The sequence below is a fragment of the uncultured Roseobacter sp. genome (genome assembly GCF_947495025.1).
Classification (GTDB): Bacteria; Pseudomonadota; Alphaproteobacteria; order Rhodobacterales; family Rhodobacteraceae; genus Roseobacter.
Window position 1 is genome coordinate 1 of sequence record NZ_CANLXG010000006.1, and the last position, 24501, is coordinate 24501.

The 24501-nt window shown below is 57.9% G+C and carries 36 protein-coding genes; 30 read left to right on the forward strand and 6 right to left on the reverse strand.

The annotated features are described in order from the left end of the window. From Q0792_RS19160 to rplP, 12 genes are all read left to right on the forward strand, one after another. Positions 1 to 591 (forward strand): EF-Tu/IF-2/RF-3 family GTPase (locus Q0792_RS19160; protein ID WP_298844795.1); only part of this gene is annotated, 591 nt, incomplete at its 5' end. Positions 592 to 840: 249 nt separating this feature from the next. Then, positions 841 to 2142: a multicopper oxidase family protein gene (locus tag Q0792_RS19165; protein ID WP_298844797.1), complete on the forward strand. Its 1302-nt coding sequence runs from the start codon at positions 841 to 843 to the stop codon at positions 2140 to 2142. A 209-nt stretch (positions 2143 to 2351) separates the two neighbouring features. Then, positions 2352 to 2672: a 30S ribosomal protein S10 gene (gene rpsJ / locus Q0792_RS19170; protein WP_195819727.1), complete on the forward strand. Its 321-nt coding sequence runs from the start codon at positions 2352 to 2354 to the stop codon at positions 2670 to 2672. Between the two features lie 19 nt (positions 2673 to 2691). After that, a complete protein-coding gene (gene rplC, locus Q0792_RS19175; protein ID WP_298844805.1) occupies positions 2692 to 3567 on the forward strand; it encodes a 50S ribosomal protein L3 in 876 nt (291 codons plus the stop codon). Beyond that, positions 3564 to 4181 (forward strand): 50S ribosomal protein L4, encoded by a 618-nt coding sequence (gene rplD, locus Q0792_RS19180; RefSeq protein WP_298844807.1) that lies wholly within the window; start codon positions 3564 to 3566, stop codon positions 4179 to 4181. Before rplC ends, rplD begins: the two co-directional genes overlap by 4 nt. Further along, on the forward strand, positions 4178 to 4474 hold the full coding sequence (locus tag Q0792_RS19185) for a 50S ribosomal protein L23 (protein ID WP_298844810.1): 297 nt from the start codon (positions 4178 to 4180) through the stop codon (positions 4472 to 4474). The genes rplD and Q0792_RS19185 overlap by 4 nt, the downstream gene beginning before the upstream one ends. Before the next feature lie 273 nt (positions 4475 to 4747). After that, a complete protein-coding gene (locus Q0792_RS19190) occupies positions 4748 to 5956 on the forward strand; it encodes a hypothetical protein (RefSeq protein ID WP_298844813.1) in 1209 nt (402 codons plus the stop codon). Positions 5957 to 6326: 370 nt separating this feature from the next. Further along, on the forward strand, positions 6327 to 7169 hold the full coding sequence (gene rplB / locus Q0792_RS19195) for a 50S ribosomal protein L2 (protein ID WP_298844814.1): 843 nt from the start codon (positions 6327 to 6329) through the stop codon (positions 7167 to 7169). A gap of 3 nt (positions 7170 to 7172) precedes the next feature. Further along, positions 7173 to 7451, forward strand: a complete 279-nt coding sequence (gene rpsS / locus Q0792_RS19200; protein ID WP_071969830.1) for a 30S ribosomal protein S19 — start codon at positions 7173 to 7175, stop codon at positions 7449 to 7451. A gap of 3 nt (positions 7452 to 7454) precedes the next feature. Further along, the gene (gene rplV / locus Q0792_RS19205) at positions 7455 to 7835 is read left to right on the forward strand and encodes a 50S ribosomal protein L22 (protein WP_298844823.1); all 381 of its coding nucleotides are present in this window, start codon (positions 7455 to 7457) and stop codon (positions 7833 to 7835) included. Next, positions 7835 to 8542 (forward strand): 30S ribosomal protein S3, encoded by a 708-nt coding sequence (rpsC, locus tag Q0792_RS19210; protein ID WP_298844825.1) that lies wholly within the window; start codon positions 7835 to 7837, stop codon positions 8540 to 8542. The genes rplV and rpsC overlap by 1 nt, the downstream gene beginning before the upstream one ends. A gap of 13 nt (positions 8543 to 8555) precedes the next feature. Beyond that, complete coding sequence (gene rplP / locus Q0792_RS19215) at positions 8556 to 8969, forward strand: 50S ribosomal protein L16 (protein ID WP_298844828.1); 414 nt, start codon at positions 8556 to 8558, stop codon at positions 8967 to 8969. Between the two features lie 69 nt (positions 8970 to 9038). On the opposite strand, the gene Q0792_RS19220 is transcribed toward rplP, so the two are convergent. Together Q0792_RS19220 and Q0792_RS19225 are read right to left on the reverse strand one after the other, a co-directional pair. Then, a complete protein-coding gene (locus Q0792_RS19220; RefSeq protein ID WP_298844831.1) occupies positions 9039 to 9419 on the reverse strand; it encodes a hypothetical protein in 381 nt (126 codons plus the stop codon). A 263-nt stretch (positions 9420 to 9682) separates the two neighbouring features. Next, positions 9683 to 10303, reverse strand: coding sequence for a TIGR02466 family protein (locus tag Q0792_RS19225; protein ID WP_298844833.1), 621 nt, complete (start codon positions 10301 to 10303; stop codon positions 9683 to 9685). 265 nt (positions 10304 to 10568) lie between these two features. Here Q0792_RS19225 and Q0792_RS19230 point away from each other — a divergent pair, with 265 nt between their 5' ends. Beyond that, positions 10569 to 11030 (forward strand): hypothetical protein, encoded by a 462-nt coding sequence (locus tag Q0792_RS19230; protein ID WP_298844836.1) that lies wholly within the window; start codon positions 10569 to 10571, stop codon positions 11028 to 11030. A gap of 99 nt (positions 11031 to 11129) precedes the next feature. Further along, positions 11130 to 11753: a VOC family protein gene (locus Q0792_RS19235; protein WP_298844839.1), complete on the forward strand. Its 624-nt coding sequence runs from the start codon at positions 11130 to 11132 to the stop codon at positions 11751 to 11753. A gap of 161 nt (positions 11754 to 11914) precedes the next feature. Here Q0792_RS19235 and Q0792_RS19240 read toward each other — a convergent pair whose 3' ends face one another. The 3 genes from Q0792_RS19240 to Q0792_RS19250 form a co-directional block, all read right to left on the reverse strand. Beyond that, on the reverse strand, positions 11915 to 12964 hold the full coding sequence (locus Q0792_RS19240; RefSeq protein WP_298844841.1) for a hypothetical protein: 1050 nt from the start codon (positions 12962 to 12964) through the stop codon (positions 11915 to 11917). Positions 12965 to 13343: 379 nt separating this feature from the next. Continuing rightward, entirely contained in the window at positions 13344 to 13526 is a 183-nt protein-coding gene (locus Q0792_RS19245) for a hypothetical protein (protein WP_298844844.1), read from the reverse strand. A gap of 103 nt (positions 13527 to 13629) precedes the next feature. Next, entirely contained in the window at positions 13630 to 13836 is a 207-nt protein-coding gene (locus tag Q0792_RS19250) for a cold-shock protein (protein WP_298844847.1), read from the reverse strand. A gap of 390 nt (positions 13837 to 14226) precedes the next feature. On the opposite strand from Q0792_RS19250, the gene rpmC reads away from it, so the two are divergent. The 16 genes from rpmC to Q0792_RS19330 all read left to right on the forward strand — a co-directional run bounded on the left by rpmC (position 14227) and on the right by Q0792_RS19330 (position 23247). Beyond that, positions 14227 to 14433, forward strand: coding sequence for a 50S ribosomal protein L29 (rpmC, locus tag Q0792_RS19255; protein ID WP_298844849.1), 207 nt, complete (start codon positions 14227 to 14229; stop codon positions 14431 to 14433). Between the two features lie 11 nt (positions 14434 to 14444). Beyond that, complete coding sequence (gene rpsQ / locus Q0792_RS19260) at positions 14445 to 14684, forward strand: 30S ribosomal protein S17 (RefSeq protein WP_298844851.1); 240 nt, start codon at positions 14445 to 14447, stop codon at positions 14682 to 14684. Between the two features lie 72 nt (positions 14685 to 14756). After that, the gene (gene rplN, locus Q0792_RS19265; RefSeq protein ID WP_011567679.1) at positions 14757 to 15125 is read left to right on the forward strand and encodes a 50S ribosomal protein L14; all 369 of its coding nucleotides are present in this window, start codon (positions 14757 to 14759) and stop codon (positions 15123 to 15125) included. Positions 15126 to 15127: 2 nt separating this feature from the next. Continuing rightward, on the forward strand, positions 15128 to 15439 hold the full coding sequence (rplX, locus tag Q0792_RS19270) for a 50S ribosomal protein L24 (RefSeq protein ID WP_298844890.1): 312 nt from the start codon (positions 15128 to 15130) through the stop codon (positions 15437 to 15439). Then, positions 15432 to 15995: a 50S ribosomal protein L5 gene (gene rplE / locus Q0792_RS19275; protein ID WP_298844893.1), complete on the forward strand. Its 564-nt coding sequence runs from the start codon at positions 15432 to 15434 to the stop codon at positions 15993 to 15995. Before rplX ends, rplE begins: the two co-directional genes overlap by 8 nt. A gap of 19 nt (positions 15996 to 16014) precedes the next feature. Further along, entirely contained in the window at positions 16015 to 16320 is a 306-nt protein-coding gene (gene rpsN / locus Q0792_RS19280) for a 30S ribosomal protein S14 (RefSeq protein ID WP_298844896.1), read from the forward strand. A 12-nt stretch (positions 16321 to 16332) separates the two neighbouring features. Continuing rightward, a complete protein-coding gene (gene rpsH / locus Q0792_RS19285; protein ID WP_298844900.1) occupies positions 16333 to 16725 on the forward strand; it encodes a 30S ribosomal protein S8 in 393 nt (130 codons plus the stop codon). Between the two features lie 10 nt (positions 16726 to 16735). Then, the gene (gene rplF / locus Q0792_RS19290) at positions 16736 to 17269 is read left to right on the forward strand and encodes a 50S ribosomal protein L6 (RefSeq protein WP_298844902.1); all 534 of its coding nucleotides are present in this window, start codon (positions 16736 to 16738) and stop codon (positions 17267 to 17269) included. 11 nt (positions 17270 to 17280) lie between these two features. Further along, complete coding sequence (gene rplR, locus Q0792_RS19295; protein ID WP_298844905.1) at positions 17281 to 17640, forward strand: 50S ribosomal protein L18; 360 nt, start codon at positions 17281 to 17283, stop codon at positions 17638 to 17640. Positions 17641 to 17744: 104 nt separating this feature from the next. After that, a complete protein-coding gene (gene rpsE / locus Q0792_RS19300; RefSeq protein WP_298844908.1) occupies positions 17745 to 18320 on the forward strand; it encodes a 30S ribosomal protein S5 in 576 nt (191 codons plus the stop codon). Positions 18321 to 18322: 2 nt separating this feature from the next. Then, complete coding sequence (gene rpmD, locus Q0792_RS19305) at positions 18323 to 18511, forward strand: 50S ribosomal protein L30 (protein WP_298844911.1); 189 nt, start codon at positions 18323 to 18325, stop codon at positions 18509 to 18511. A 135-nt stretch (positions 18512 to 18646) separates the two neighbouring features. Then, positions 18647 to 19660, forward strand: coding sequence for an acyltransferase (locus tag Q0792_RS19310; protein WP_298844914.1), 1014 nt, complete (start codon positions 18647 to 18649; stop codon positions 19658 to 19660). 145 nt (positions 19661 to 19805) lie between these two features. Then, positions 19806 to 20510 carry a VPLPA-CTERM sorting domain-containing protein gene (locus Q0792_RS19315; protein WP_298844916.1) on the forward strand — a complete coding sequence of 235 codons (705 nt, stop codon included), beginning with the start codon at positions 19806 to 19808 and terminating at the stop codon, positions 20508 to 20510. A gap of 122 nt (positions 20511 to 20632) precedes the next feature. Further along, positions 20633 to 21115, forward strand: coding sequence for a 50S ribosomal protein L15 (rplO, locus tag Q0792_RS19320; protein WP_298844918.1), 483 nt, complete (start codon positions 20633 to 20635; stop codon positions 21113 to 21115). Between the two features lie 120 nt (positions 21116 to 21235). Beyond that, entirely contained in the window at positions 21236 to 22606 is a 1371-nt protein-coding gene (secY, locus tag Q0792_RS19325) for a preprotein translocase subunit SecY (RefSeq protein WP_298844920.1), read from the forward strand. Beyond that, positions 22603 to 23247 carry an adenylate kinase gene (locus Q0792_RS19330; protein ID WP_298844922.1) on the forward strand — a complete coding sequence of 215 codons (645 nt, stop codon included), beginning with the start codon at positions 22603 to 22605 and terminating at the stop codon, positions 23245 to 23247. The genes secY and Q0792_RS19330 overlap by 4 nt, the downstream gene beginning before the upstream one ends. A gap of 17 nt (positions 23248 to 23264) precedes the next feature. Here the strand turns inward: Q0792_RS19330 and Q0792_RS19335 are convergent, their stop codons facing one another. Beyond that, positions 23265 to 24161 carry a hypothetical protein gene (locus Q0792_RS19335; RefSeq protein WP_298844925.1) on the reverse strand — a complete coding sequence of 299 codons (897 nt, stop codon included), beginning with the start codon at positions 24159 to 24161 and terminating at the stop codon, positions 23265 to 23267. Positions 24162 to 24501 lie beyond the last annotated feature (340 nt).

Sequence of the window (24501 nt, forward strand, 5' to 3'; positions counted from 1 at the left end):
TGGATCCCGACACCTGAGCGTGCGATCGACCAGCCGTTCCTGATGCCGGTCGAGGACGTGTTCTCGATCTCCGGCCGAGGTACTGTTGTGACGGGCCGTGTCGAGCGTGGCGTGATCAACGTGGGCGACGAGATCGAGATCGTCGGCATCAAGGACACGCAGAAGACGACCTGCACAGGTGTTGAGATGTTCCGCAAGCTGCTGGACCGTGGTGAAGCGGGCGACAACATCGGCGCACTGCTGCGCGGTATCGACCGTGAAGCGGTTGAGCGTGGCCAGGTTCTCTGCAAGCCGGGTTCTGTGACCCCGCACACCAAGTTCGAGGCGGAAGCCTACATCCTGACCAAGGAAGAGGGTGGCCGTCACACGCCGTTCTTTGCGAACTACCGTCCGCAGTTCTACTTCCGTACGACGGATGTGACCGGCACAGTTCAGCTGGGCGAAGGTACCGAGATGGTGATGCCGGGCGACAACGTGTCCTTTGGCGTTGAGCTGATCGCACCGATCGCGATGGAAAACGGTCTGCGCTTTGCGATCCGCGAAGGCGGCCGCACGGTTGGCGCGGGCGTTGTGTCCAAGATCACCGAGTGATCGCGGGACGCGCAGGGTAGAGCGTGTCCGGGAACTGAATAACGGCACGCGCCCATGCGGCGCAGACCCGTTCAGACAGACAGAGGCCGCCCGGCACCGGGCGGCCTTTTTGCATGCCCGGTGCATCCCCGCCGCCACTACGCGAAAAACAGGGGGGGCGTTCTGCTGGCGGCATCAAACCTCTGCTGTACGAAATGTCCCGGAAGTGCTTACATCTGTCAGGGACGAACCGACCAGGATGCCGATACGATGATGCCGAACCGCCGCCAGGCACTGGCCATTACCTGCGCCGCTCTTGGCGCCCCCGGAACAGCGCTGAGTGCGCCCTTTGTGCTGCGCGCGGCCCCGGTCACGGCGCAGATCCTCCCGGCAGGGGACGGTGCCACAGGTCTTTGGGGTTATAACGGATCCAGTCCGGGGCCGGAAATCCGCCGGCGCGTGGGCGACACGCTGGAACTGACCTTTGAGAACGCCATCGGAGAGGGGTCGGCGATACACTGGCACGGTATCCGGATTGAAAACGTGATGGACGGAGTGCCCTATCTCACTCAGCCGATGGTCGCGGATGGTGAAAACTTCACCTACCGCTTCACGCTGCCCGATGCCGGAACATACTGGTACCATTCCCATAACCGGTCCTGGGAACAGGTGGCGCGGGGCCTCTACGGCCCGTTGATTGTCGAAGAGCGCAGGCCTCCGGATGTTCATCATGACATCACGGTCGTGATTGATGACTGGCGGATTGAACGCACCGGGGAGGTCGTAGAGAACTTTGGCGACCGGCATGATTTTTCACATGCAGGCCGGCTGGGTACCTATGCGCGCGCGATTACATCGGTTTCGCAGGTGCGGCGTGGAGACCGCGTGCGTCTGCGGCTGATCAATACGGCAACTGCGCGTATCTTTCCCCTCGAAGTCTCCGGTCTTTCAGGAAAGATCGTTGCCCTTGATGGTATGCCTCTGTCCCGGCCACGTGACATCGAAAGGATGTTTCTGGCACCGGCGCAACGGGCCGACATCATCGCGGATGTCACCGATACAGTTAAGTTTGTTTTTCCGACCCGGCAGGATCCATACGAGCTGGGAGAGATCAGCGTGACGGGACAGAACAACTCACCGTTTGTTACGCCGGTCGCGGCACTTCCCCCGGCAGATCTGCCTGCACCTGCTGACATACCAGACCGCAGGGTGACGCTGGTGATGCAGGGCGGGGCGATGGGTGGTGTTCACAGAGGGGACGACATCTGGAGTTTCAATGGCATCTCCGGTCTGATGGATGACCCCTGGCAGACAATCGAACGTGGAGAGACCGTCCAGATCACCCTGAAAAACGACACGGCCTTTCCGCATGGTATTCATCTGCACGGCCACCATTTCTTTGAGCTAAACCCCGATGGTTCGCCCGGGGATCTGCGCGACACGACGCTCTTGCAGCGCCAGGAAACCCGCGACATCCTCTGTGTTTTTGACAATCCTGGAAAATGGCTGCTTCACTGCCATATGCTCGGACATCAGGCGTCGGGCATGAAAACCTGGGTACAGGTGACCTGACCGGATGATTTGTGGAAATTGCTACGGATTCCCGCATAAAAATCAATGATCACCATTGCCTTTCTGCGCGACTCCCCCTAAACGACCCAAATCCAACAAGGGTGCGGTCAGCCGCGCCCTTTTCCGTTGGACCAAAAGACGCGATGAGGGTGTGCGATGAGCGCCCATCCTCCTCTCCGATCTGGACCCTGATATAAAGGGTGATGCACATGGCCGTTCAAAGCCAAAACATCCGCATCCGCCTCAAGGCGTTTGACTACCGCGTGCTGGATGCTTCCACACAAGAAATCGTCAACACCGCCAAGCGTACAGGTGCTTCCGTTCGCGGCCCGATCCCGCTGCCGAACAAAATCGAGAAGTTCACCGTTCTGCGTGGCCCGCACGTTGACAAGAAATCCCGTGACCAGTTCGAAATCCGCACGCACAAGCGCCTGCTGGATATCGTTGATCCGACTCCCCAGACCGTAGACGCGCTGATGAAGCTCGACCTCGCCGCTGGTGTGGACGTCGAAATCAAGCTGCAGTCATAAACGTAGGAGGGTAATTGTTATGTTGCGCTCAGGCGTTATTGCAAAAAAAGTCGGGATGACCCGGCTGTTCATGGAAGACGGCAAGCAGATCCCTGTGACCGTTCTCCAGCTCGACAAGCTTCAGGTTGTGGCACAGCGGACCGCTGAGAAAGACGGCTACTCTGCCGTTCAGCTCGGTGCCGGTACGGCCAAGGCCAAGCGGACGTCGCAGGCCATGCGCGGCCACTTCGCAGCGGCGAAAGTGGAACCAAAGCGCAAGGTTGCCGAGTTCCGCGTGGACGAAGAGAACCTGATTGGTGTGGGCGAAGAGATCACTGCAAACCATTACTTCGAAGGCCAGTTCGTCGACGTGGCGGGTACCTCTATCGGTAAAGGTTTCGCCGGTGCGATGAAGCGCCACAACTTTGGCGGTCTGCGTGCTACGCACGGTGTTTCCATTTCGCACCGTTCGCACGGCTCTACAGGCCAGTGTCAGGATCCGGGCAAGGTTTTCAAAGGCAAGAAAATGGCGGGTCACATGGGTGCTGCCCGTGTTACCACGCAGAACCTTCAGGTCGTCCGCACAGATGCCGACCGTGGCCTGATCATGGTCAAAGGCGCTGTCCCGGGCTCCAAGGGTGGCTGGGTTACCGTCAAGGATGCGGTCAAAAAACCGTTCCCGGAAAACGCAATCCTGCCCGCCGCGCTCAAATCTGCTGCCGAGGAAGCCGCGAAAGCTGCTGAAGAAGCCGCTGCCGCAGCCGCCGCTGAAGCAGAAGCAGAAGCAAAGCGCCTTGCCGAAGAGCAGGCCGCAGCTGAAGCCGAAGCGCTGAAAGCAGCCGAAGCCGAAATCGAAGCTGAAAAGTCGGATGACGCGCCTGCCGCGGAAGAAGACAAGAAAGAAGGTGACGCATGAAACTCGATGTCATCAAACTCGACGGCGGCAAAGCCGGCTCGGTAGAGCTGGACGAGGCGCTGTTCGGTCTGGAGCCGCGCGCGGACATCCTGCACCGTGTTGTGCGCTGGCAGCGTAACAACGCGCAGGCTGGTACGCACAAGGTCAAGACCCGCTCGGAAACCAGCTACTCGACCAAGAAGATCTACCGCCAGAAAGGCACCGGTGGCGCACGCCACGGCGACCGTAACGCGCCGATCTTCCGCAAGGGTGGTATCTACAAGGGCCCGACACCGCGCAGCCACGGTCACGAGCTGACCAAGAAGTTCCGCAAACTGGGCCTGTGTCACGCGCTGTCAGCCAAGGCCAAAGCGGGTGAGCTCGTGATCATCGACGCGGCAGCCTCAGAAGGCAAAACAGCCGCTCTGGCCAAACAGGTTGCAAACCTGGGCTGGAAACGCGCGCTGGTCATCGACGGTGCCTCGGTCGACGAGGGTTTCGCCCAGGCCGCACGCAACATTGACGGTCTGGATATCCTGCCGACAATGGGCGCAAACGTATATGACATCCTCAAGCGTGATACTCTGGTGATCACCAAAGCGGGTGTCGAAGCACTGGAGGCTCGCTTGAAATGAGTGCCAAGGCAGAACACTACGATGTGATCCGCAAGCCGGTTATCACCGAAAAAGCCACCATGAGCTCCGAGAACAACGCCGTTGTTTTCGAAGTGGCGATGGACAGCAACAAGCCGCAGATCAAGGAGGCCGTCGAGGCGCTCTTTGGTGTGAAGGTCAAAGCTGTCAACACCACGATCACAAAGGGCAAAGTGAAACGGTTCCGCGGCCAGCTCGGCAAGCGGAAGGACGTCAAAAAGGCCTATGTGACGCTCGAAGAGGGCAACACAATCGACGTATCCACAGGTCTCTGACCTCCCTCCGGATATCTGTAAAGTCTGACACGCCCCGGTGCCGCAAGGTGCCGGGGCGTTTTCCGTTGGCAGGGGGCGTTCTGCTGTCCGGTGGAACCTGGCAGAACTTCGCCGACTGTTCAGACTTTTGGGCTGCAGTGTAGTAATTCCGCCACCACCGACACGATTTATCGTGTTAGTTTAAGCACTTCTAACGGGAATGGTGTGGGTTTCGGTTGTCAGCGGTTTTCAGTCAGCATTCCTGGAGGTGGGGTTTTTCCGAGGGACGATCACGTGCAGGAGAAAGAAACCAGTTCAGATATCCCGTCCGGTGCAAACGGCACCGCTGACGCGATTGCAGATACCAACTGGGAAAGCCGGCTGAGTAAGGCAAGAGCGCGACGTGCAGAAGTTCTGTCTGCCCGTACCATGGCAAAGACTGCGCAGACCGTCGCAAAGACACGCGCGCCCGAGGCCGCCCCGACCGTACCCGAAGCAGCCGATGGGGCGGAACCCGGGGATGCAGCAGCAGAAACGAACACAGAACTGGGTCTGCGGCTCACCGGAAAAGACGCTGCCCGTGCACTGTTTGTGTTCGCGGGCAGTCTGGGATTTGCCCTGGGGGCGGTGCTTGGTATCGGAATCCTGATCGGGGTGGGCTCAACCGCGGGCAGTCAGCAGTCGGGTATCGCACAGATACAGACCACGCCGGTGCCGTCAGCAGAAGTACCTGCAAACACCCTCCAGGCGATTGCGACCGGCCCGGAACCGGTGCCAACCACGCGGGATACGGCATCGCTTCCGACAGGCGAAACGGTCAGTGCCACTCCAGCGCCGGAAGCACCCGCGCTGCAGGTTTCTGTATCCTCTCTTCCTGCCGTGCCTGCCCTGACCGGTGCGCCTTTACCCGACGACGCTGTTCTGCTCGTGGACAGCCAGAAGCTGCAGCCCGCGCGGCCCTCTGATGATCTGCCTGTCGATGTCACGCCTGTTCTGCTGACAGGACTCGTGCCGCCCGAACCGCTGAAGGCACGGGATACGCCGTTGCCCGAAATCACGCAGATTACCTATATGAGCGTTGATCTGACGCCGGCAGACGCGGCGGTGATGCGGTCTCTTGCCGTACCAGCCGCGGTGCCGGATACATTCTCGCCGCTGCAACCCACTGTACCTGCGTATTTCGTCCATGCACCGGATGGTGTTTCGACGTCCCGGCTTCAGGGCTACATCGCGCAGATAGAGGCATCAGGTGTCGCGGTCGCAGGCATAGGTCGTGAGACATTCCGCGTGTCGTCGACGCATCTGCGGTATTACAGTCCGGAGATGCAGGAGGCGGCTGCTTCCCTGGCCGATGACCTTGGTGTGCCCGCGCGTGATTTTACCGGGAATGCCATAGTGCCGGGGCGGATCGAGATCTGGGTCGCAGGGCGGCCCAGAGTGGCGCCTGCTCCCGTCGTCGAGGAGCGGATACCGTGGTGGCGCCGCAACCGCGAGGACCGCTGAATACGTGAACTCAGCGCCGATGCGCGTTACCAGGTGATGGCGTCAGACGCTGAACCAGCTGCCCCGGCGCCGGTTTCCCTGGGCCTGGCAGATACGACACCGGCGGTTTTTCATAGCGGGCATTCCCCTGTTTTACGGGGGTTTGGGCGCCCCAGGCCATTCAGGCGCAGAATGCATGCAGAACTGCCGATTAACCAGCTACGGCCCTTGACCCGATCCCCAAGCTCCCCTATCAGACCCCATCGGTAAGGCCCCGGATTCGTCCGGGGCCTCGTCGTTGCCCGCAAGGGCATCCTAACGGGCACCTACGGGGGCCTTCATACCATAGTCGTCATCGCGACGACGGACAGCAAAACGGAAGACAGACAACATGGCACTCAAGTCGTATAAACCGACGACGCCGGGCCAGCGTGGGCTGGTACTGATCGACCGTTCGGAGCTCTGGAAAGGCCGCCCGGTCAAGTCCCTCACAGAGGGTCTGACCAAGAATGGCGGACGGAACAACACCGGACGGATCACGATGCGCCGCAAAGGCGGCGGGGCAAAACGCCTCTACCGGATCGTTGACTTCAAACGGAACAAAATGGATGTAACGGCCACGGTCGAGCGCATCGAATATGACCCTAACCGGACAGCTTTCATCGCTCTCGTGAAATACGAAGACGGCGAGCAGGCGTACATCCTCGCGCCGCAGCGTCTGGCCGTCGGTGACAGCGTGATTTCAAGCGCAAAAGCAGACATCAAACCGGGTAACGCTATGCCTTTCGCAGGCATGCCCATCGGTACAATCGTACACAACATCGAGATGAAGCCCGGCAAGGGTGGTCAGATCGCACGTGCCGCCGGTACCTACGCTCAGTTCGTGGGCCGTGACGGTGGTTACGCTCAGATCCGTCTGAGTTCTGGCGAACTGCGTCTGGTACGTCAGGAATGCATGGCCACTGTCGGAGCCGTGTCCAACCCTGACAACTCCAACCAGAACTACGGTAAAGCGGGCCGTATGCGTCACAAGGGCATCCGCCCGTCTGTGCGTGGTGTCGTGATGAACCCGATCGACCACCCGCACGGTGGTGGTGAAGGCCGGACCTCTGGTGGTCGTCACCCGGTTACCCCCTGGGGCAAACCGACGAAAGGTGCCAAGACCCGCAACAAGAACAAAGCGTCCAGCAAGCTAATTATCCGCTCGCGGCACGCCAAGAAGAAGGGGCGCTGATAGATGGCACGCTCTGTATGGAAAGGTCCTTTTGTCGACTCTTATGTGTTGAAAAAGGCCGAGGCGTCCCGCGAAAGCGGTCGCAACGAAGTTATCAAGATCTGGTCGCGCCGCTCGACAATCCTGCCCCAGTTCGTGGGCCTGACGTTCGGTGTCTACAACGGTCACAAGCACATCCCTGTTAACGTGTCTGAAGACATGATCGGTCAGAAGTTCGGTGAATACTCGCCGACACGGACATACTACGGTCACGCCGCAGACAAAAAAGCGAAGCGGAAGTAAGCCATGAGCAAGGATAAAAATCCCCGCCGCGTGGCCGACAACGAAGCACGTGCAAAACTGCGCATGCTGCGTACAAGCCCGCAGAAACTGAACCTGGTCGCTGCAATGATCCGCGGCAAGAAAGTAGACAAGGCCCTCACGGACCTGACTTTCTCCAAAAAGCGGATCGCACTGGACGTGAAGAAGTGCCTTCAGTCCGCGATTGCAAACGGCGAAAACAACCACAATCTCGACGTGGACGAGCTGATCGTTGCAGAAGCCTATGTGGGCAAAAATCTGACGATGAAGCGCGGTCGCCCGCGGGCCCGTGGCCGTTTCGGCAAGATCATCAAGCCGTTCTCGGAAATCACGATCGTCGTACGTCAAGTTGAGGAGCAAGCCTGATGGGTAACAAAGTCAATCCGATCGGCATGCGCCTGCAGGTGAACCGCACCTGGGACAGCCGCTGGTATGCCGACACCAAGGATTACGGTGATCTTCTGCTGGAAGACCTCGCGATCCGTGAGTTCATCAAAGAAGAATGCAAACAGGCCGGTGTGGCCCGTGTGATCATTGAACGTCCGCACAAAAAGTGCCGCGTGACAATTCACACAGCTCGCCCCGGTGTCATCATTGGCAAGAAAGGTGCAGACATCGAAGGTCTGCGCCAGAAGATTGCCAAGATGACAGAGAGCGAGCTGCATCTCAACATCGTTGAAGTGCGCAAGCCCGAGCTGGACGCGGCCCTCGTTGGTGAAAGCATTGCACAGCAGCTGGAGCGTCGGGTGTCTTTCCGCCGCGCCATGAAGCGTGCGGTTCAGAACGCAATGCGCATGGGTGCTCTTGGTATCCGCGTAAACGTTGCTGGCCGTCTGGGTGGTGCAGAAATTGCGCGTACCGAATGGTACCGTGAAGGCCGTGTGCCGCTGCACACGCTGCGCGCCGACATCGATTACGCACACGTGGAAGCGACGACTGCCTATGGCATCATCGGGATCAAGACATGGATCTTCAAAGGTGAGATCATGGAACACGATCCGTCCGCGCGTGACCGTAAAGCACAGGAACTCCAGGATGGCCCTGCACCGCGCGGTGCCGGTGGTCGTCGCTAAGGGGGAATGATCAATGCTTCAGCCAAAGCGCACTAAATTCCGCAAGCAGTTCAAGGGCTCAATCAAGGGTCTGGCGAAGGGCGGGTCTGACCTGAACTTCGGCACCTATGGTCTCAAAGCCATTGAGCCTGAGCGGGTCACCGCGCGTCAGATCGAGGCGGCCCGCCGCGCGATGACGCGTCACATGAAACGCCAGGGCCGTGTCTGGATCCGGATTTTCCCGGATGTACCTGTCACAGCCAAGCCCATCGAAGTTCGTATGGGTAAAGGTAAGGGCTCGGTCGATCGCTGGGCTGCCAAGGTCAAGCCAGGCCGTATCATGTTTGAGATCGACGGTGTTAATGACGATGTGGCCCGCGAGGCGCTGCGTCTGGCCGCGATGAAACTGCCGATCAAGACCCGGGTTGTTGTCCGCGAGGACTGGTAAACCCGCCAAATCTTGCCTTAAAAAACAAAAGCCCTGCCTTACCGGCGGGGCTTTCGTGATTCAGCGGGTTCAGGAAACGGCCGAATCCCGACCCAGCAGCGCCTGGTTGTGATCGTCCCTGTCACCAATCGCGTAGGAACTGCTGACGATCACCCACTTTTCGCCGGTAAAGCGCAGCTCAGAGTAAACAGCGAAAGGTGCCTGGGTGATAACATTGCCGCTCACCAGTCGGGTCTCATGTGTGGCGACGACTGTGGTCTGATCCCTGAAACGGGCCTCGACACAATGTCTGTACATCTGACTGACGCCGTTCCTTGCGTAATGCGCACGGACGGCGGAATACACATCTTTCAGGTCCGCAGTGTCCCTGATGATCCGGCGACCTTCAAAGGTTTCCAGCTCGTACGGCAGCTGAAAACAGGACCGGAGCAGCTCAAAATCATCTGACATCAGCGCAGTCCCCGTCTGTTCGAGGAGATACTCCGAAATCTGTTTTGCTGTTTTAAATTTCTGCTGCATTCATCCGGACGGCAGTAAGCGCCGCCGTTCTCGCTTAATTCGTTCATGCAGCCTGTGTTAAAAATCCTTTTGAAACAAGTCCGTAGTATTTTTCGCGTCGGAAATCAGAAGAATTCCGCCTGAATTCTAGTTTTACTAGAAGTGAATATGGAAACAATACTTTTGCGGGCGCGGACTGCGCTGACTAAGGGGTGTCAGCTCCACGCATAGTTGAAGCTGATGCTGATACGTTCTTCTTCGGCCATGTTCAGGGGCACTTCATGGCGCAGCCAGCTTTCCCACAGCAGTACTTCACCAGCTGCCGGCGCCACATAGCTGAATGCACGCAATTCGGGTCGGGCGTCCTTGATACGGGGTGGGGCGGCCATCATCATTGCATGCCTGGGATCCTCGAACCTGATAGCGCTGGCACCGTCCGGTACCGCGACATAGGTCGTGCCACTGATGACGGAATGCGGATGGATATGTGACGTGTGAATGCCACCGGGGGGCAGAATGTTGATCCAGATATCCTCCAGAACCAAGTCCCGGCCGTCCAGATCGAATTCAACATCCTTTGCAAAAGTGGCAACGTGTTTATCCAGCACTTTGACCAGCTCTTTGAATATCGGGAAGCGGTAGGGCAGGTCGCTCAGTGAGGCGTAGCTGGTATAGCCGGGATAGCCGTTCTCCTCGCACCAGTTCTGGCCGGCTTCATCGTCTTCGGCAACAGACCAGCAGGACGCTTCAAGCTCACTGTGGTCGACAGGCTTGCCCTGTTCCGACAAAAGAGCGCGGTACAGGCGGGTGACGAAAAGGGAGTTAATCTCGGGCATACGGTCTGGATATCGTTTTGAGGCAGGATGAAACAGCCCTAACAGGCGCCGAGGCAAAAGGCATCCTCAGATGTGGTTGTGCCGTTACGTGGCGTAACAACTCAAACGTGTCGTTCGCGCATATTTATGTGTCGTATTTTTTCAACTTTCGCGTGACCTGCGGGTGCAAGGCAGCGACATAAAATGAATTGACCTCACGGTCAAAAAAATACCTGAAAGTTTGTTCTGATCTGCCTGGCGTCTGGTCCAGGCCCCGGAGTCCGTTATGCACCATGCAAGACCGGAAGATTTCTTCAGCTCAATGGCTGCGGCATATGCCGAAGGCGACTTTGAAACAATCGCGGGGGGGTTCGACGCGCCCGGGGCGGTCTATCTGGAAGACGACATTATTGTCTGGAATGACACTGCGTCTCTGATTGAAACGCTGAAAGGCCATTGCGAAGCAAACTATCAGCTGGGCACGCGCCGGGTGTCGCCGGAAATAATTGCAAAAAGCATGTATGGCAGGCAGCATTTTTCCGTCTGGGTCTCGTGGGCACACGAAGATTCCGCCGGTAAGCTGCTGTTCCGGGCCTCTATGCGGTACTTCTTCCGCCGCAGGCGCAGTGGAGCTCTTTCGGTACAGCTGGTAGAATTGCCAGACAGACCCCGTGCCTACGAGAACGAAGGAATACGGCCACCGTTCCGTCGCACCCGTGAACAGACCGGGCGTCGCTGTGTCGTCTGACATGCATCGCCGCGAGGCAAGTGCAACGCGCGGCTTGGTCTTAAGGACTGGACGGGGCAGGCGGCCCCCTCTGTCCGGCAGTGACAGGCAGGTTCTGATATGCAGCTAGATCACCTTTTCATGTTTGTTCCGGACGAACAGATCGCGCATCAGATGATGGAAGATGCCGGTCTGAGGGTGAACTATGCGCGCAGGCACCCGGGACAGGGAACCCGAAACCTCTGTGCCTGTCTGGATGATGTATTTTTTGAATTACTCTGGGCAGATGGTTCAGACGCGACTGATGAAAGCAGAAACATCGGGCTGGAGCGTCGAAGCCAGGGGCATGGATCCCCGCTCGGTATATCGTGGCGGGGCGACGCGCCATTTGCCTGTGAGGCTTATGCCGCGCCGTTTCTGCCAGAGGGTGTTACGATCCCCGTGGCCATCGCCAGCCGGGACGAAGCGTTGCCATTTATGTTCAGAACGCCGGGCGGCCAGCCTCCGGTGGCACGAACCGATGGCCTGACCGGAAACCGGCAGATGCCACGGTTCGCACACCTGCTGCATTGCGAACTGCGCGTACCGGAACCGTCAAAACTCAGGCCGTTTACCGCGCCGATGGAACGGTTGTCGGTTGTGTCAGGCAAGCCCGGTTTTCATGTAGTGATGGCTGATGCCGGTGGCAGAGAGGCCGGGAGTTTTGCCTGGCAGGCGCCGGACTGGCCAGAAAAGCATCCTTAGAGGTCGGGCCGCCGCCTGGCTCTTAAGCCTTTTCTGAAATTACTCCCGGTCTGCGACGCGGGCTCCCGTTGCACGCCGGTGGGGTCGCAGAGGGTTCTGGCGTTCTGGTGAGCGAGACCAACCTGCTGCAGCCTGAACGGGGTAAAGACGGCGCACTGTCTTCAGAGTGCGAGAGGCGATATGCCTCCTGCAAATGCCGCGAGTATGGGTGAGGTAAGCGCAAAACCGGCGCGCAGATAATCTGCGACCCCTTCTTTCAGGCCGCGTTCGGACCGCCATGACTGTGTGTCAGGTGGCTCGCCGGCCATATCAGCGTTGCCAGCCCTGTTCGCCAGATTTTTCACCCGGTTGTCCAGGATAAAGGCAACCGGCAGGTAAAAGCTGAGCATCAGGAGACTGAAATAGGTGCCGGTATACAGAGCCGCCGACAGCAGAACCGCGCTGTAGGCCGACCGTTCCGCATCGGTGACCAGCGGCAGTGGCCAGTAAATCCAGCTCGCCGCATAAAGCATACCAAAAGACAGAACCAGCCCGGACAGATAGAGCTGCTGACGCATATGGCGCAGATTTTCGGCGAGCAGGGCGGCCTCTTCTTCAATGTCTTTGCAGTCGCGGCTGTTCAGACACAGGATCATGCCCACAATGATGGCACCCAGAGCAAGCCCCGCGAAAATGTTCACCAGATCAACAACACTGGCGAACATCGTAATGACAGGAGCTTCCCCGCAGGTTCCCAGCAGCCATGTGTCAGCAGGACCGGTGCAGCCCCTCAGTGTTCCGCGGGACAGCACGTCGTCAAAAACCGCCTTGCCAAGACGGTCATAGACCTGACCACCACTCACATCACCGAAACTGCGCAGTGACGGCAGAGCCGACAGCGTTAGCACAAAGAAAAAAGCCAGGAGTGCGGCGATCCGTGTTGTGAGAGCGACTGGGCGCGAAAGTGTCACAAACAGCATTGCGGCGGCCAGTACAGATAGTGCCCCAAACAGCCAGGTGGCTGCCAGAAATCGATAGCGGCCCGCTGCCTCAAGCCAGTCCTGACCCTGAACAAGGATTCCGGCAGGCACGTTCAGATCACGGGGCATCAGATGCGTGCCGATAATTTTGTGGGTCGCAAAGATGAGAACCGGCATAAGGACAATTGCGAAACAGCGCAGATCCACCTTGCGCGGTGGCGTCACCGTTTTCTTCTTCGCGGGCCCTGTCATAAGGTCTCATAGCATATTCTGAGCGTGGGCGCGAAATCCTGTTGAACGCGTCGCCGGGTTAACAGCACTTTTGCGATGACACGGCGTCCCGGTTGCCAGCAGGGCAGATGTTCGGCAGTCAAAAACCAGACAACAACCGCAGTTGCCGGACCGAAACAGGAATGCCCCCGGAACGGCACCTTTATCAGTCATTTGTGTTCTACAGAGCTGTGCTTCTCCTGCCGCTGATGTGCAGGAGGCTGTCCGGGCCCTCTGATAACTGACGCCGGTTGCAGAGTTTTCAGTGTCCGGATGCGCCGCGCACCATTGGTTATCACCCGTCGAAGCACGGGCCCGGGGCGGTGGGGCCTTTATAGTACCCTGTCGCTGATGCGTTGTTTCACCGGGTGGAAAGCTTTGCATCCCGTTCGAGACGTGCGGCCCGCAGGCGTGCCATTTTCGTTTGTCGTTTTTCGGCTTCGCTTTCGGTTATTTCCCGAACAATACGGGTCGTCTTGTCCAGGTTGGTCTCCGCAACCGGCTTGGATGTGCTGAAGAAAGTGTCTTTTGTCACTTTGGCCATGGGCGCCGCTCCGTTCTCTGATATGCGCATAAAAAAACGGGCGTGTCGTCGCCGATACGCCCGTTCATTATTTACTGACTGTCCCTGTTACAGGGTCAGACCCTTACGCCAGAGCGATGTTTGCAGCGCTTTCGCGACCATCGCGGCCGGCTTCGATATCGAAGGTGACCTTCTGATCATCTGCAAGGCCGGTCAGGCCCGCGCGTTCGACGGCAGAGATGTGTACGAACACGTCTTTGCTGCCGCCGTCGGGGGCGATAAATCCAAAGCCTTTTGAAGTATTAAACCATTTGACTGTGCCAGTGGCCATTTTCATTTTCCTTTTCTGATGCCCGCGAAATGCGGCATGTCGGCTAAGTCAGTGCAAGATCGAAAAGACTGAGCCGAAAGGAGCAGTGTGGCCGATAGAGACAACGTCGCATGCCCCACATGGTTGTTTTTGCCCCGGATTACAAGGTGAATCTTTTTCCGCTGCCTACGAAGACAGCTGCAGCACGCCAGAAATGGCGATTGAAACACGATCTTGCAGCGGCAAAGCTGTCCGGGTTTGTGCGTGCCGTCATCGGAGACGATTTCCCAATGGAATAAGGGGTTGCCAAGGCTGCGCAACCCTCCTATACGGCCCCTTCATCATGGACTCCACGGGAATCAGGGTGACGCATTAATGCGGCCTGCCCGTGATGTTGAAAGGAAAAAGGCGATGAACGCCAAGGAATTGCACGACAAAACGCCCGACCAGCTGCGTGAAGAGCTGGCCAATCTGAAGAAAGAGCAGTTCAACCTGCGCTTCCAGCAGGCCACCGGCCAGCTGGAAAATCCGGCACAACTGCGTGTCGCACGTCGCAATGCGGCCCGCGTCAAAACTGTACTGAACCAGAAAGCAGCAGCCGCTGCCGCGTCTGAATAAGGAGAGCACACATGCCCAAGCGTATTCTGTCCGGCGTCGTGACCTCCGACGCGAACGCACAAACAGTTACCGTTTCCGTAGAGCGCCGCTTTACGCATCCGGTTCTGAAAAAGACCATCCGTAAGTCCAAGAAGTACCGGGCTCACGATGAGAACAACACATTCAAAGTGGGCGACAGCGTCCGCATCATCGAATGTGCACCGAAGTCCAAGACCAAACGCTGGGAAGTACTTGAAGCCGCTGAGGCCTGAGTTCTTCTCAACTGAATCGAAACCCTGGGGACACGGCCACGCATCGGCCCCCCAAAGGTCGGGAGAAACCAAATGATCCAGATGCAGACCAACCTGGATGTTGCTGACAACAGCGGCGCGCGCCGTGTTCAGTGCATCAAGGTCCTGGGTGGTTCCAAGCGTAAATACGCATCCGTCGGCGACATCATTGTCGTGTCGGTCAAGGAAGCCATCCCCCGCGGTCGTGTGAAAAAAGGCGACGTCCGCAAGGCCGTTGTCGTTCGCACCGCCAAGGAAGTCCGCCGCGAAGATGGCACAGCGATCCGTTTTGATCGCAATGCTGCTGTTATCCTCAACAACAACAACGAGCCCATCGGTACACGTATCTTTGGCCCGGTTGTGCGTGAGCTGCGTGCGAAAAACTTCATGAAAATCATCTCGCTCGCTCCGGAGGTGCTGTAATCATGGCTGCTAAACTTCGCAAAGGTGACAAGGTCATCGTGCTGGCCGGCAAAGACAAGGGAAAGACAGGTAACATTACGTCTGTTGACCCAAAATCCGGCAAGGCCATCGTGGACGGGGTGAACATCTCCATCCGCGCCACCCGCCAGTCCCAGACATCTCAGGGCGGCCGTCTGCCCAAGGCGATGCCGCTGGACCTGAGCAACCTGGCCATTGTCGACAAGAACGGCAAGGCAACCCGCGTCGGCTTCCGCATGGAAGGCGACAGGAAGGTGCGTTTCGCCAAGACCACAGGGGACGTGATCGATGCTTGATTCTGCAAACTACACGCCCCGCCTGAAGGTTGCGTACAAAGACAACATCCGCGCCGCTCTCAAAGAAGAGTTTGGCTATAAGAACGACATGCAGATCCCGCGTCTGGACAAAATCGTTCTGAACATCGGATGTGGTGCGGAAGCGGTCCGCGACAGCAAGAAAGCCAAATCAGCCGTTGAGGATCTGACGCTGATTGCCGGCCAGAAGGCACTGACCACAACCGCCAAGAAGTCCATTGCGGGCTTCCGGGTGCGTGAGGACATGCCGCTGGGTGCCAAGGTGACCCTGCGCGGCGACCGCATGTACGAATTCCTCGATCGTCTGATCACGATTGCTATGCCCCGTATCCGCGACTTCCGCGGCGTTTCGGGCAAATCCTTTGACGGCCGCGGCAACTACGCCATGGGTCTCAAAGAGCACCTCGTGTTCCCGGAAATCAACTTCGACAAGATCGATGAGAACTGGGGAATGGACATCGTAATCGCCACCACGGCGAAATCCGACGCTGAAGCAAAGGCGCTGTTGAAAGCTTTCAACATGCCCTTCAACTCGTAAGCGCGGGAAGGATATAGATATGGCTAAGAAATCTATGATCGCACGTGAGAAAAAGCGCGAACGTCTGGTTGCGAAATACGCCGCCAAACGCGCTGCTCTCAAAGAGATCGTAAACGACGAAAGCAAGCCGATGGAAGAGCGTTTCCGCGCTTCTCTCAAGCTGGCGAAACTGCCCCGCAACTCCAGCGCTGTGCGTCTGCACAACCGCTGCCAGCTGACAGGCCGCCCGCACGCTTACTATCGTAAACTGAAAATTTCGCGGATCGCGCTGCGTGATCTTGGCTCGCAGGGCCAGATCCCCGGCATGGTCAAGTCGAGCTGGTAAGGAGGAGCAATCATGAACGATCCTATCGCAGATATGCTCACCCGTATCCGTAACTCTCAGTTGCGCGGCAAATCCACCGTTATGACACCGGCCTCCAAGCTGCGTGCATGGGTTCTGGATGTGCTCGCAGACGAAGGCTACATCCGCGGCTATGAGAAAACCACTGGTGCTGACGGCCATCCGGCCATCGAGATCAGCCTCAAGTATTACGAGGGCGAACCTGTCATTCGCGAGCTGAAGCGGGTCTCCAAACCCGGTCGCCGTGTTTACATGGGCGTCAATGACATCCCCGTTGTCCGTCAGGGCCTCGGCGTGTCGATTGTCTCCACCCCCAAGGGTGTGATGTCGGACCAGGCTGCACGCAGCGCCAATGTTGGCGGCGAAGTGCTCTGCACCGTATTCTAAGGAGATCACGATGTCTCGTATTGGTAAGAAACCGGTCGAACTGCCAAGCGGTGTTTCCGCTTCAGTGAGCGGCCAGACGGTCGAAGTCAAAGGCCCAAAAGGTACACGGTCTTTCCGTGCAACGGATGACGTGGATCTGAAGGTTGAGGACAATGTCATCACCGTGACGCCGCGCGGCAAATCCAAGCGCGCCCGTCAGCAGTGGGGCATGTCCCGTACGCAGGTTCAGAACTGTGTGACCGGCGTGACCGAAGGCTTCAAAAAGGAGCTGGAGATCCAGGGTGTTGGTTACCGGGCTCAGATGCAGGGCAACACCCTGAAGCTGAACCTCGGCCTGTCACATGACGTTGACTACACCGCGCCTGAGGGCGTGACTGTTACAGCGCCGAAGCAAACCGAGATTGTGGTGGAAGGCATCGACGAACAGCTTGTTGGTCAGGTTGCCGCGAACATCCGCGCATGGCGTAAGCCCGAGCCCTACAAGGGCAAAGGCATCCGCTACAAGGGCGAGTTCATCTTCCGCAAAGAAGGCAAGAAGAAGTAAGGACCGCAGAAATGGCAAACAGCAAAAGAGACCTGTTCCTCAAGCGCCGTCTTCGCGTCCGGAACAAACTCCGCAAGGTCAACGCAGGTCGCGTTCGCCTTTCGGTTCACCGCTCGAACAAGAACATCTCCGTTCAGCTCATCGACGACGTGGCAGGCACAACACTCGCCTCCGCATCGACGCTCGAGAAAGAACTGGGTGTTGTGGGCAAGAACAACATCGAAGCAGCCACCAAAGTGGGCACGGCCATTGCCGAGCGCGCCAAAAAGGCCGGTGTTGAAGAAGCCTATTTCGACCGTGGCGGTTTCCTCTTTCACGGGAAGGTCAAGGCAGTTGCCGACGCCGCGCGTGAAGGTGGTCTGAAGATATAAGAGACCTGTGGAGGGCTTTGCGGCCCTCCCGATGATCCGGGAGCGTCTTGCTCACCAGGATTGAGACCATGGGCCTTTGTGCCCGCGTACCAAAGGAGGCCTGCATGGCCAGAGACAACAATCAGAGGGGCCGTCGCGATCGCGATGAGGCACCGGAATTCGCAGACCGCCTGGTCGCGATCAACCGCGTTTCCAAAACCGTCAAAGGTGGTAAGCGCTTTGGCTTTGCAGCCCTCGTCGTCGTCGGCGACCAGAAGGGCCGCGTCGGCTTTGGCAAAGGGAAAGCCAAAGAGGTGCCTGAGGCAATCCGCAAGGCAACCGAGCAGGCCAAACGCCAGATGATCCGTGTTCAGCTGCGCGAAGGCCGCACGCTGCACCACGATATGGAAGGCCGTCACGGCGCCGGTAAAGTGGTCATGCGGACAGCACCGGAAGGTACCGGGATCATCGCCGGTGGTCCGATGCGTGCCGTGTTTGAGATGCTGGGCGTCAAGGACGTTGTGTCCAAATCCATCGGCTCTCAGAACCCGTACAACATGATCCGTGCAACCATCGACGGCCTGAAAAAAGAATCCAGCCCCCGTTCGGTCGCACAGCGTCGCGGCAAGAAGGTGTCTGACATTCTGCCAAAGCGTGAGGATGCCGTAGACACATCCGCGCAAGTGGCTGAGGAGGCGTGAGCATGGCCAAGACTATTGTGATCAAGCAGATCGGCTCGCCGATCCGCCGCCCCGCGAAACAGCGCGCGACGCTGATCGGCCTGGGCCTGAACAAAATGCACAAAACCCGCGAACTGGAAGACACACCTTCTGTGCGTGGCATGATCAACTCGATCCCGCATATGGTCGAGATAATCGAGGAAAAGGGCTGAGCGGTCCTTTGCCGAACAATGTGTAACTAACTGAAACCCCCGGTTTTTCCGGGGGTTTTTGCGTGTTTGACTAGTTTCCTCGCCTGACTTATTTTACAGTCGGTTCCGGGTGTGGTTTGGGGCAGTGGGTGACGCATGGTTGCATCTTCGGGCGTGTCGCCCGACGTTTTCTCTGATCACGTTCCGATAGAAACGATGCGTGCTATCGCAGTGGTAATGCTGGTCAGCTACCATGTGGTCGGTATGTCGCCCGGAACAGGTCTGGATATTTCGTACCCGCATCCGCTGCGACTTTACGCAGACTTTTTCGTTGATCTGCGCATGCCGTTTTTTGCATTTATCGCAGGGTACATTTATGCGCTGCGGCCCGTGTCACTGGAACACTACGCTGGATTTGTAACAGGGAAGCTGCGTCGTCTGTACCTGCCGGGCGCTGTGGCAATTACAGCTTTTGCCGTCAGTGCGAACCTGCTGGGCAACCGGTTTTCCATGGCGTGGACTGATATCTGGTACGTTATTCTGCATTCATATGCGCATTTCTGGTTCCTGCAGGCGATACTGGTCATATTCGTTGTTTTCGGACTTTGGGATGCATTGCTCAACCGGCGCTACACAGGTTTTGTTTTGCTGCTGTCCCTTGTGATTTACCTGTCAAACTTTCACTTCGGAACGCAGTTTTTCTCTGTTGACAGCGCAATGTATCTTCTTCCGTTCTTTCTGCTCGGGGTTTTCGCGGTACGTCATGCAGCGCAACTGGCGAAGGACGCCGTGCCTTTCAAAGTACTGCTGGTTCTGATCTGTGCCGCATGTGTTTTGTGGAATGCAAAGGTGTATTATGACACCGGGGCTTTCTCGTTGTACCGGCGTGATCTGCAGAGCCTCGGATTTGGGTTTTCTGCCTGTTTGCTCGCAATACTGTGGCTGCCGCGGTGGCATGTGCTGGAAAGGCTGTCGCCTTATGCCTTTACCGTTTACCTCTATCATATCTTCGGAACATCCGGCTCGCGCATGCTGTGCAACGGGATCGGAATAGCGGATACCGAGCTGAGATTCGCCTTAGGCGTTATGGCCGGGCTGGCGCTGCCGGTACTGATCCACAGAGCGGCCCTCAGGTCACCTGCGACCAGCCGGTTGGTGCTGGGTCGATAAACTGCTGCAAAGCAAAGCATTTCTGAAACAGCTGTCGAGCCGCACAGACAGGTGCGGTGGCCATGTTTACGATGATTTTCGCCAAATCTTGACCTGAACTGCACACCCGCTAGATTTAGTTAATATTTTATTAACGAGGTTTCAGATGCGTGGGTTTTTCTTAACGGTTCTACTTCTGGCAGCCACCATTGCTTCAGCGCCGGGCGCGGTTACGCTCACATACTGGGGCGCGAACTACGAAGAGGCGCGATACTCAGTCTCGGGTCCGTCTCAGGATCCGTTCTATACGCTGCGGGGAGGCTATTCTGAAGACGACGCCATGAAACTGTGGGTGGATCTTGATGATCACCTGACCGCAGACACATACTATTTCGTGGGCTCAGCGATCCCGATCTTTACCGGACAGGCCGCCGCGTCAGGTGCACGTATCGTCGAGCTGCAGCGGGGCAGGGTTGCGGCACATGACGGAGTCAACACCTTCGGCGCGCGCCATCTGGACGGGTATTTCAGGACGAATATCGACGGACTGGTATCTGAATGGGATTTCTCTGCCTACACAGGCACCGGGCCTGACTACGAACTGATAAGGTTTGGAAACAGCATCGGCAGTTTTGCAGAATACCGCAGGGAATACGGGCTTGCACCCCAGCCCGAACTCAGCAGTTTCCGTTTTGCCCGCAGCGCATTTGCCGTTGGTGCAGAATCCGCCTCTGCGCACACATCACGCACCGGAACCTGGGAGGTCAGTGAAGTCCCGCTGCCAGCAGGTGTCGTGTTGCTGATGAGTGCGCTTGCAGGATTTGCCGGGCTCCGCAAAGCAAGTCAGAAGAAGCCCGCCGCCGGGGCTTGATCAGGCCACACCCATCCTCTATACGCGCGCAGTGACCCGTACTGTTGGTCACAGAATCATGAAACGCCGTGGTCGGCCACTCCCGTCGCTGGGGGTCGCATCCGGCAAGAGGAGAAGCGACAATGAAACTCAACGAACTGCGCGACAACGACGGCGCCACCAAAAAACGCAAGCGCGTTGGCCGTGGCCCGGGTTCCGGCACCGGTAAAATGGGTGGCCGGGGTATCAAAGGTCAGAAATCACGCTCGGGTGTAGCCATCAATGGCTACGAGGGCGGCCAGATGCCGCTCTATCAGCGTCTGCCCAAGCGTGGCTTTAACAAGCCGAACCGCAAATCTTTCGCAGTTGTGAACCTTGGTCTGATCCAGAAATTTGTCGATGCCAAGAAAATCGATGCGAAGAAAGCGATCACTGAGGACGTTCTCGTCGAATCCGGGCTTGTACGTCGCAAGCTGGACGGTGTCCGGGTGCTGGCCAAGGGTGAAGTAACTGCAAAACTGACGCTTGAGGTCACTGGCGCATCGAAATCCGCTGTAGCCGCTGTCGAAAAGGCAGGTGGCTCGCTGACAGTCGCGGCGCCGGTCGCGGAAACGTCAGAGGCATAAGCCCCCAGATCGGACTTGTGGGCGGCGACAACGCCGCTTACATAGTCTCGAGAGTTTTCCATGACGCCGCCCGCCGGAAAACGGCCCGGGCGGCGTATCTGTTACGAAAGAGAGCCCTTAATGGTTTCTGCCGTCGAAAACATGGCCGCCAATACCAGCTGGTCAGCACTTGGTAAGGCCACGGACCTTCGCAACCGTATCCTTTTCACGCTCGGACTTCTTATTGTTTACAGGCTTGGTACCTTTATCCCGGTACCGGGTATCGACGGTGTTGCCCTGCGTGAATTTATGGAGCAGGCGGGCCAGGGTATCGGTGGCATGGTCTCGATGTTTACCGGTGGTGCGCTGGGGCGCATGGGTATCTTTGCCCTCGGTATTATGCCGTATATCTCGGCCTCGATCATCGTGCAGCTTCTGACGGCCATGGTGCCGAAGCTCGAGCAGCTCAAGAAAGAAGGCGAGCAGGGGCGCAAGAAGATCAACCAGTACACCCGTTTCGGTACTGTGGCGCTGGCAACAGTTCAGGCTTATGGTCTCGCGGTCAGCCTTGAAGCCGGCGATATCGTCACAGATCCGGGCATGTTCTTCCGCGCATCCTGCGTGATCACTCTGGTTGGCGGCACCATGTTCCTGATGTGGCTGGGCGAGCAGATCACCGCGCGCGGTATCGGCAACGGTATTTCTCTGATCATCTTTGTTGGCATTATCGCGGAAATCCCTGCGGCAATTGCACAGTTCTTTGCATCGGGCCGCTCCGGTGCGATCAGCCCTGCCGTGATCATCGGCGTGCTAGTGATGGTCGTTGCGACGATCATGTTTGTGGTCTTTATGGAGCGGGCGCTCAGAAAAATTCACATCCAGTACCCGCGTCGCCAGGTCGGCATGAAGGTCTATGATGGTGGATCCAGTCACCTGCCGGTCAAAGTGAACCCGGCGGGCGTTATCCCGGCGATCTTTGCGTCTTCGCTGCTGCTGCTGCCGGTGACGATCAGCACCTTTTCCGGCAACTCCACCAATCCGGTGATGTCCTGGCTGCTGGCGAACTTTGGACCCGGGCAACCGCTCTATCTGACGTTCTTCGTGCTGATGATCGTGTTCTTTACGTATTTCTACACGTTCAATGTGTCGTTCAAACCGGACGATGTGGCGGACAATCTCAAGAACCAGAACGGGTTCATTCCGGGCATCCGGCCGGGCAAGAAAACTTCCGAGTATCTGGAGTACGTCGTGAACCGCATTCTGGTGCTGGGCGCTGGTTATCTGGCCGCTGTGTGCCTGCTGCCGGAAATTCTGCGCGGTCAGTTCGCTATACCGTTCTACTTCGGCGGCACGTCGGTTCTGATTGTTGTGTCGGTCACGATGGATACCATTCAGCAGGTTCAGAGCCATCTGCTGGCACATCAATACGAAGGTCTGCTTGAGAAATCTCAGCTGCGTGGCAAATCCGCCGGTGGCAAAGGCCGCAAGAAACGGAGCCCTGTACGCCGATGAATATTATTCTCCTCGGACCGCCCGGCGCCGGCAAAGGGACACAGGCCCGTCATCTGGTAGAAGAACGCGGCATGGTGCAGCTGAGTACCGGTGACATGCTGCGTGAGGCGAAGGACAGCGGGACGGAAATGGGCGAGGTCGTGGCCGATGTGATGGCCCGTGGCGCGCTTGTGACCGACGAGATCGTCATTGGCCTGATCCGTGAGAAGCTTGAGACCGTTAAGGCAAATGGTTTTATTTTTGATGGCTTCCCGCGCACACTGGCACAGGCTGACGCGCTGGGTGAACTGCTTGAAGGCGAAGGCCAGACCCTCGACAAAGTCGTCGAGATGCGCGTGGACGACGAAGCGCTGGTTGCGCGGATCGTTGCACGCTCGACCTGCGGCATGTGCGGTGAGGTCTACAATGATAACACCAAACCCATCCCGGCGGATGGCAAGTGCACGAACTGCGGCGGTTCCGACTTTAAACGCCGCGCAGACGACAATGAGGAGAGCCTCAAGACCCGTCTGATGGAATATTACAAACAGACATCGCCACTGATCGGGTATTATTATGCCAAGGGTATGCTGAGCCGTGTGGACGGGCTGGGAGCTATTGACGCGGTACAGAGCGAAATCAAGGCGGTTCTCGACGCCTGACTGGTCTGCACCGCTTACTAGCTGACCCAACGGCTCCAGAATTTAGCGAAGTCTTTGAGAAGCGTGGAATGGGACGTCTTTCCTTCTTCCTCCGCCTTGCCCGCAGCAATCGCGGCATTGCGTGCGCGGATTTCCAGCTTTACCTCAGGTGGCGAACCGGCCCGGTAACTGACATCACGGGCGTTGTCTGCTGCCTGCTGCAATGTGCGCATCGCCTCACGCCCGGATTCCGCCGCGGTCTGAATGTATGTGGTCAGCCTGTCGAATTCCTCGTCTGATTCACCTCGAAGATCCCAGATGAGTGCTTTTCTGACAATTCCCGCGCTTCTCTTCAGCTGTTTCAGCGCCTTTTCTGCGGTTTCGGCATCTACTTCCTCAGGCATGCGGATTTCCGCGCGCATGGCGGCGCGGTCATCCAGCAGTTTGCGGAAAAAGGTTCTGTTGTTAGCGGAAGCCGTTGCGTCTTCGTCCACCAGTGCAACGGCGGCCTTTATTGAGGCAATGTCCGACGTGTCCCGCGTGATCTTCACCGCCGCCCCGCGCGAGGGGTGAACCCTGCGGCCTGAGTCCTCTTCGTTCACCGGGTCGACATCGTAATACTCCAGCAGCTTGCGCCCGCCCGGTGCGTTTTCGGGGGCGCTCGCCGGGTCCGTGACCTCGCCGTCTCTGGCCCAGTCCGGTGTGCCGGCCTCCAGCCGGTCGCGGATGTACCAGTTGAGCTTTTTCCGCGCGGTTTTTTTTGCCTTGCGGTCGCGCTTGAAATCCTCTGCCGCCGCTTCGCGGTCGATGTTGAAACGGTGGATGTTCCTCTGTTTGCCCCGGTCGTCCTCGGGCCCCCTGCCATGCGTGGTCCGGATGCGGCCGTCACCGAAGTAGATGCTGCCGATCTTACCGCCCTCCATGCTGACGATCACTGTCTCCTGCGCCGTAGCAGCGTCCTGTTCGCCCTCGCCCCCGCCTTCGCGCTGTGTGACGTGATCGGCCCTTTTCTGGAGTACTGACAGTGACCGCGCACCAGGGCTGGTGTCAGCCTTATGCTGCAGCGCTGCCAGTGGCGCGCCATCCGGGCTGCGGCCGGCGCTGGCCTGTGATAAAGGCTGCTCCGGGGTCTTGCCCCTGGGTATGAAAGTCCTTATCGGCAGGCGACTGCTCCCGTTTTCCGGCACGCTGACGGTGACGCTACCTTAGGTAGAAACGCTTCCGCAGATCAAGTCTTTGCCGGCACCTGGCTGTCGGGTGTTACAGGCGGGTTGA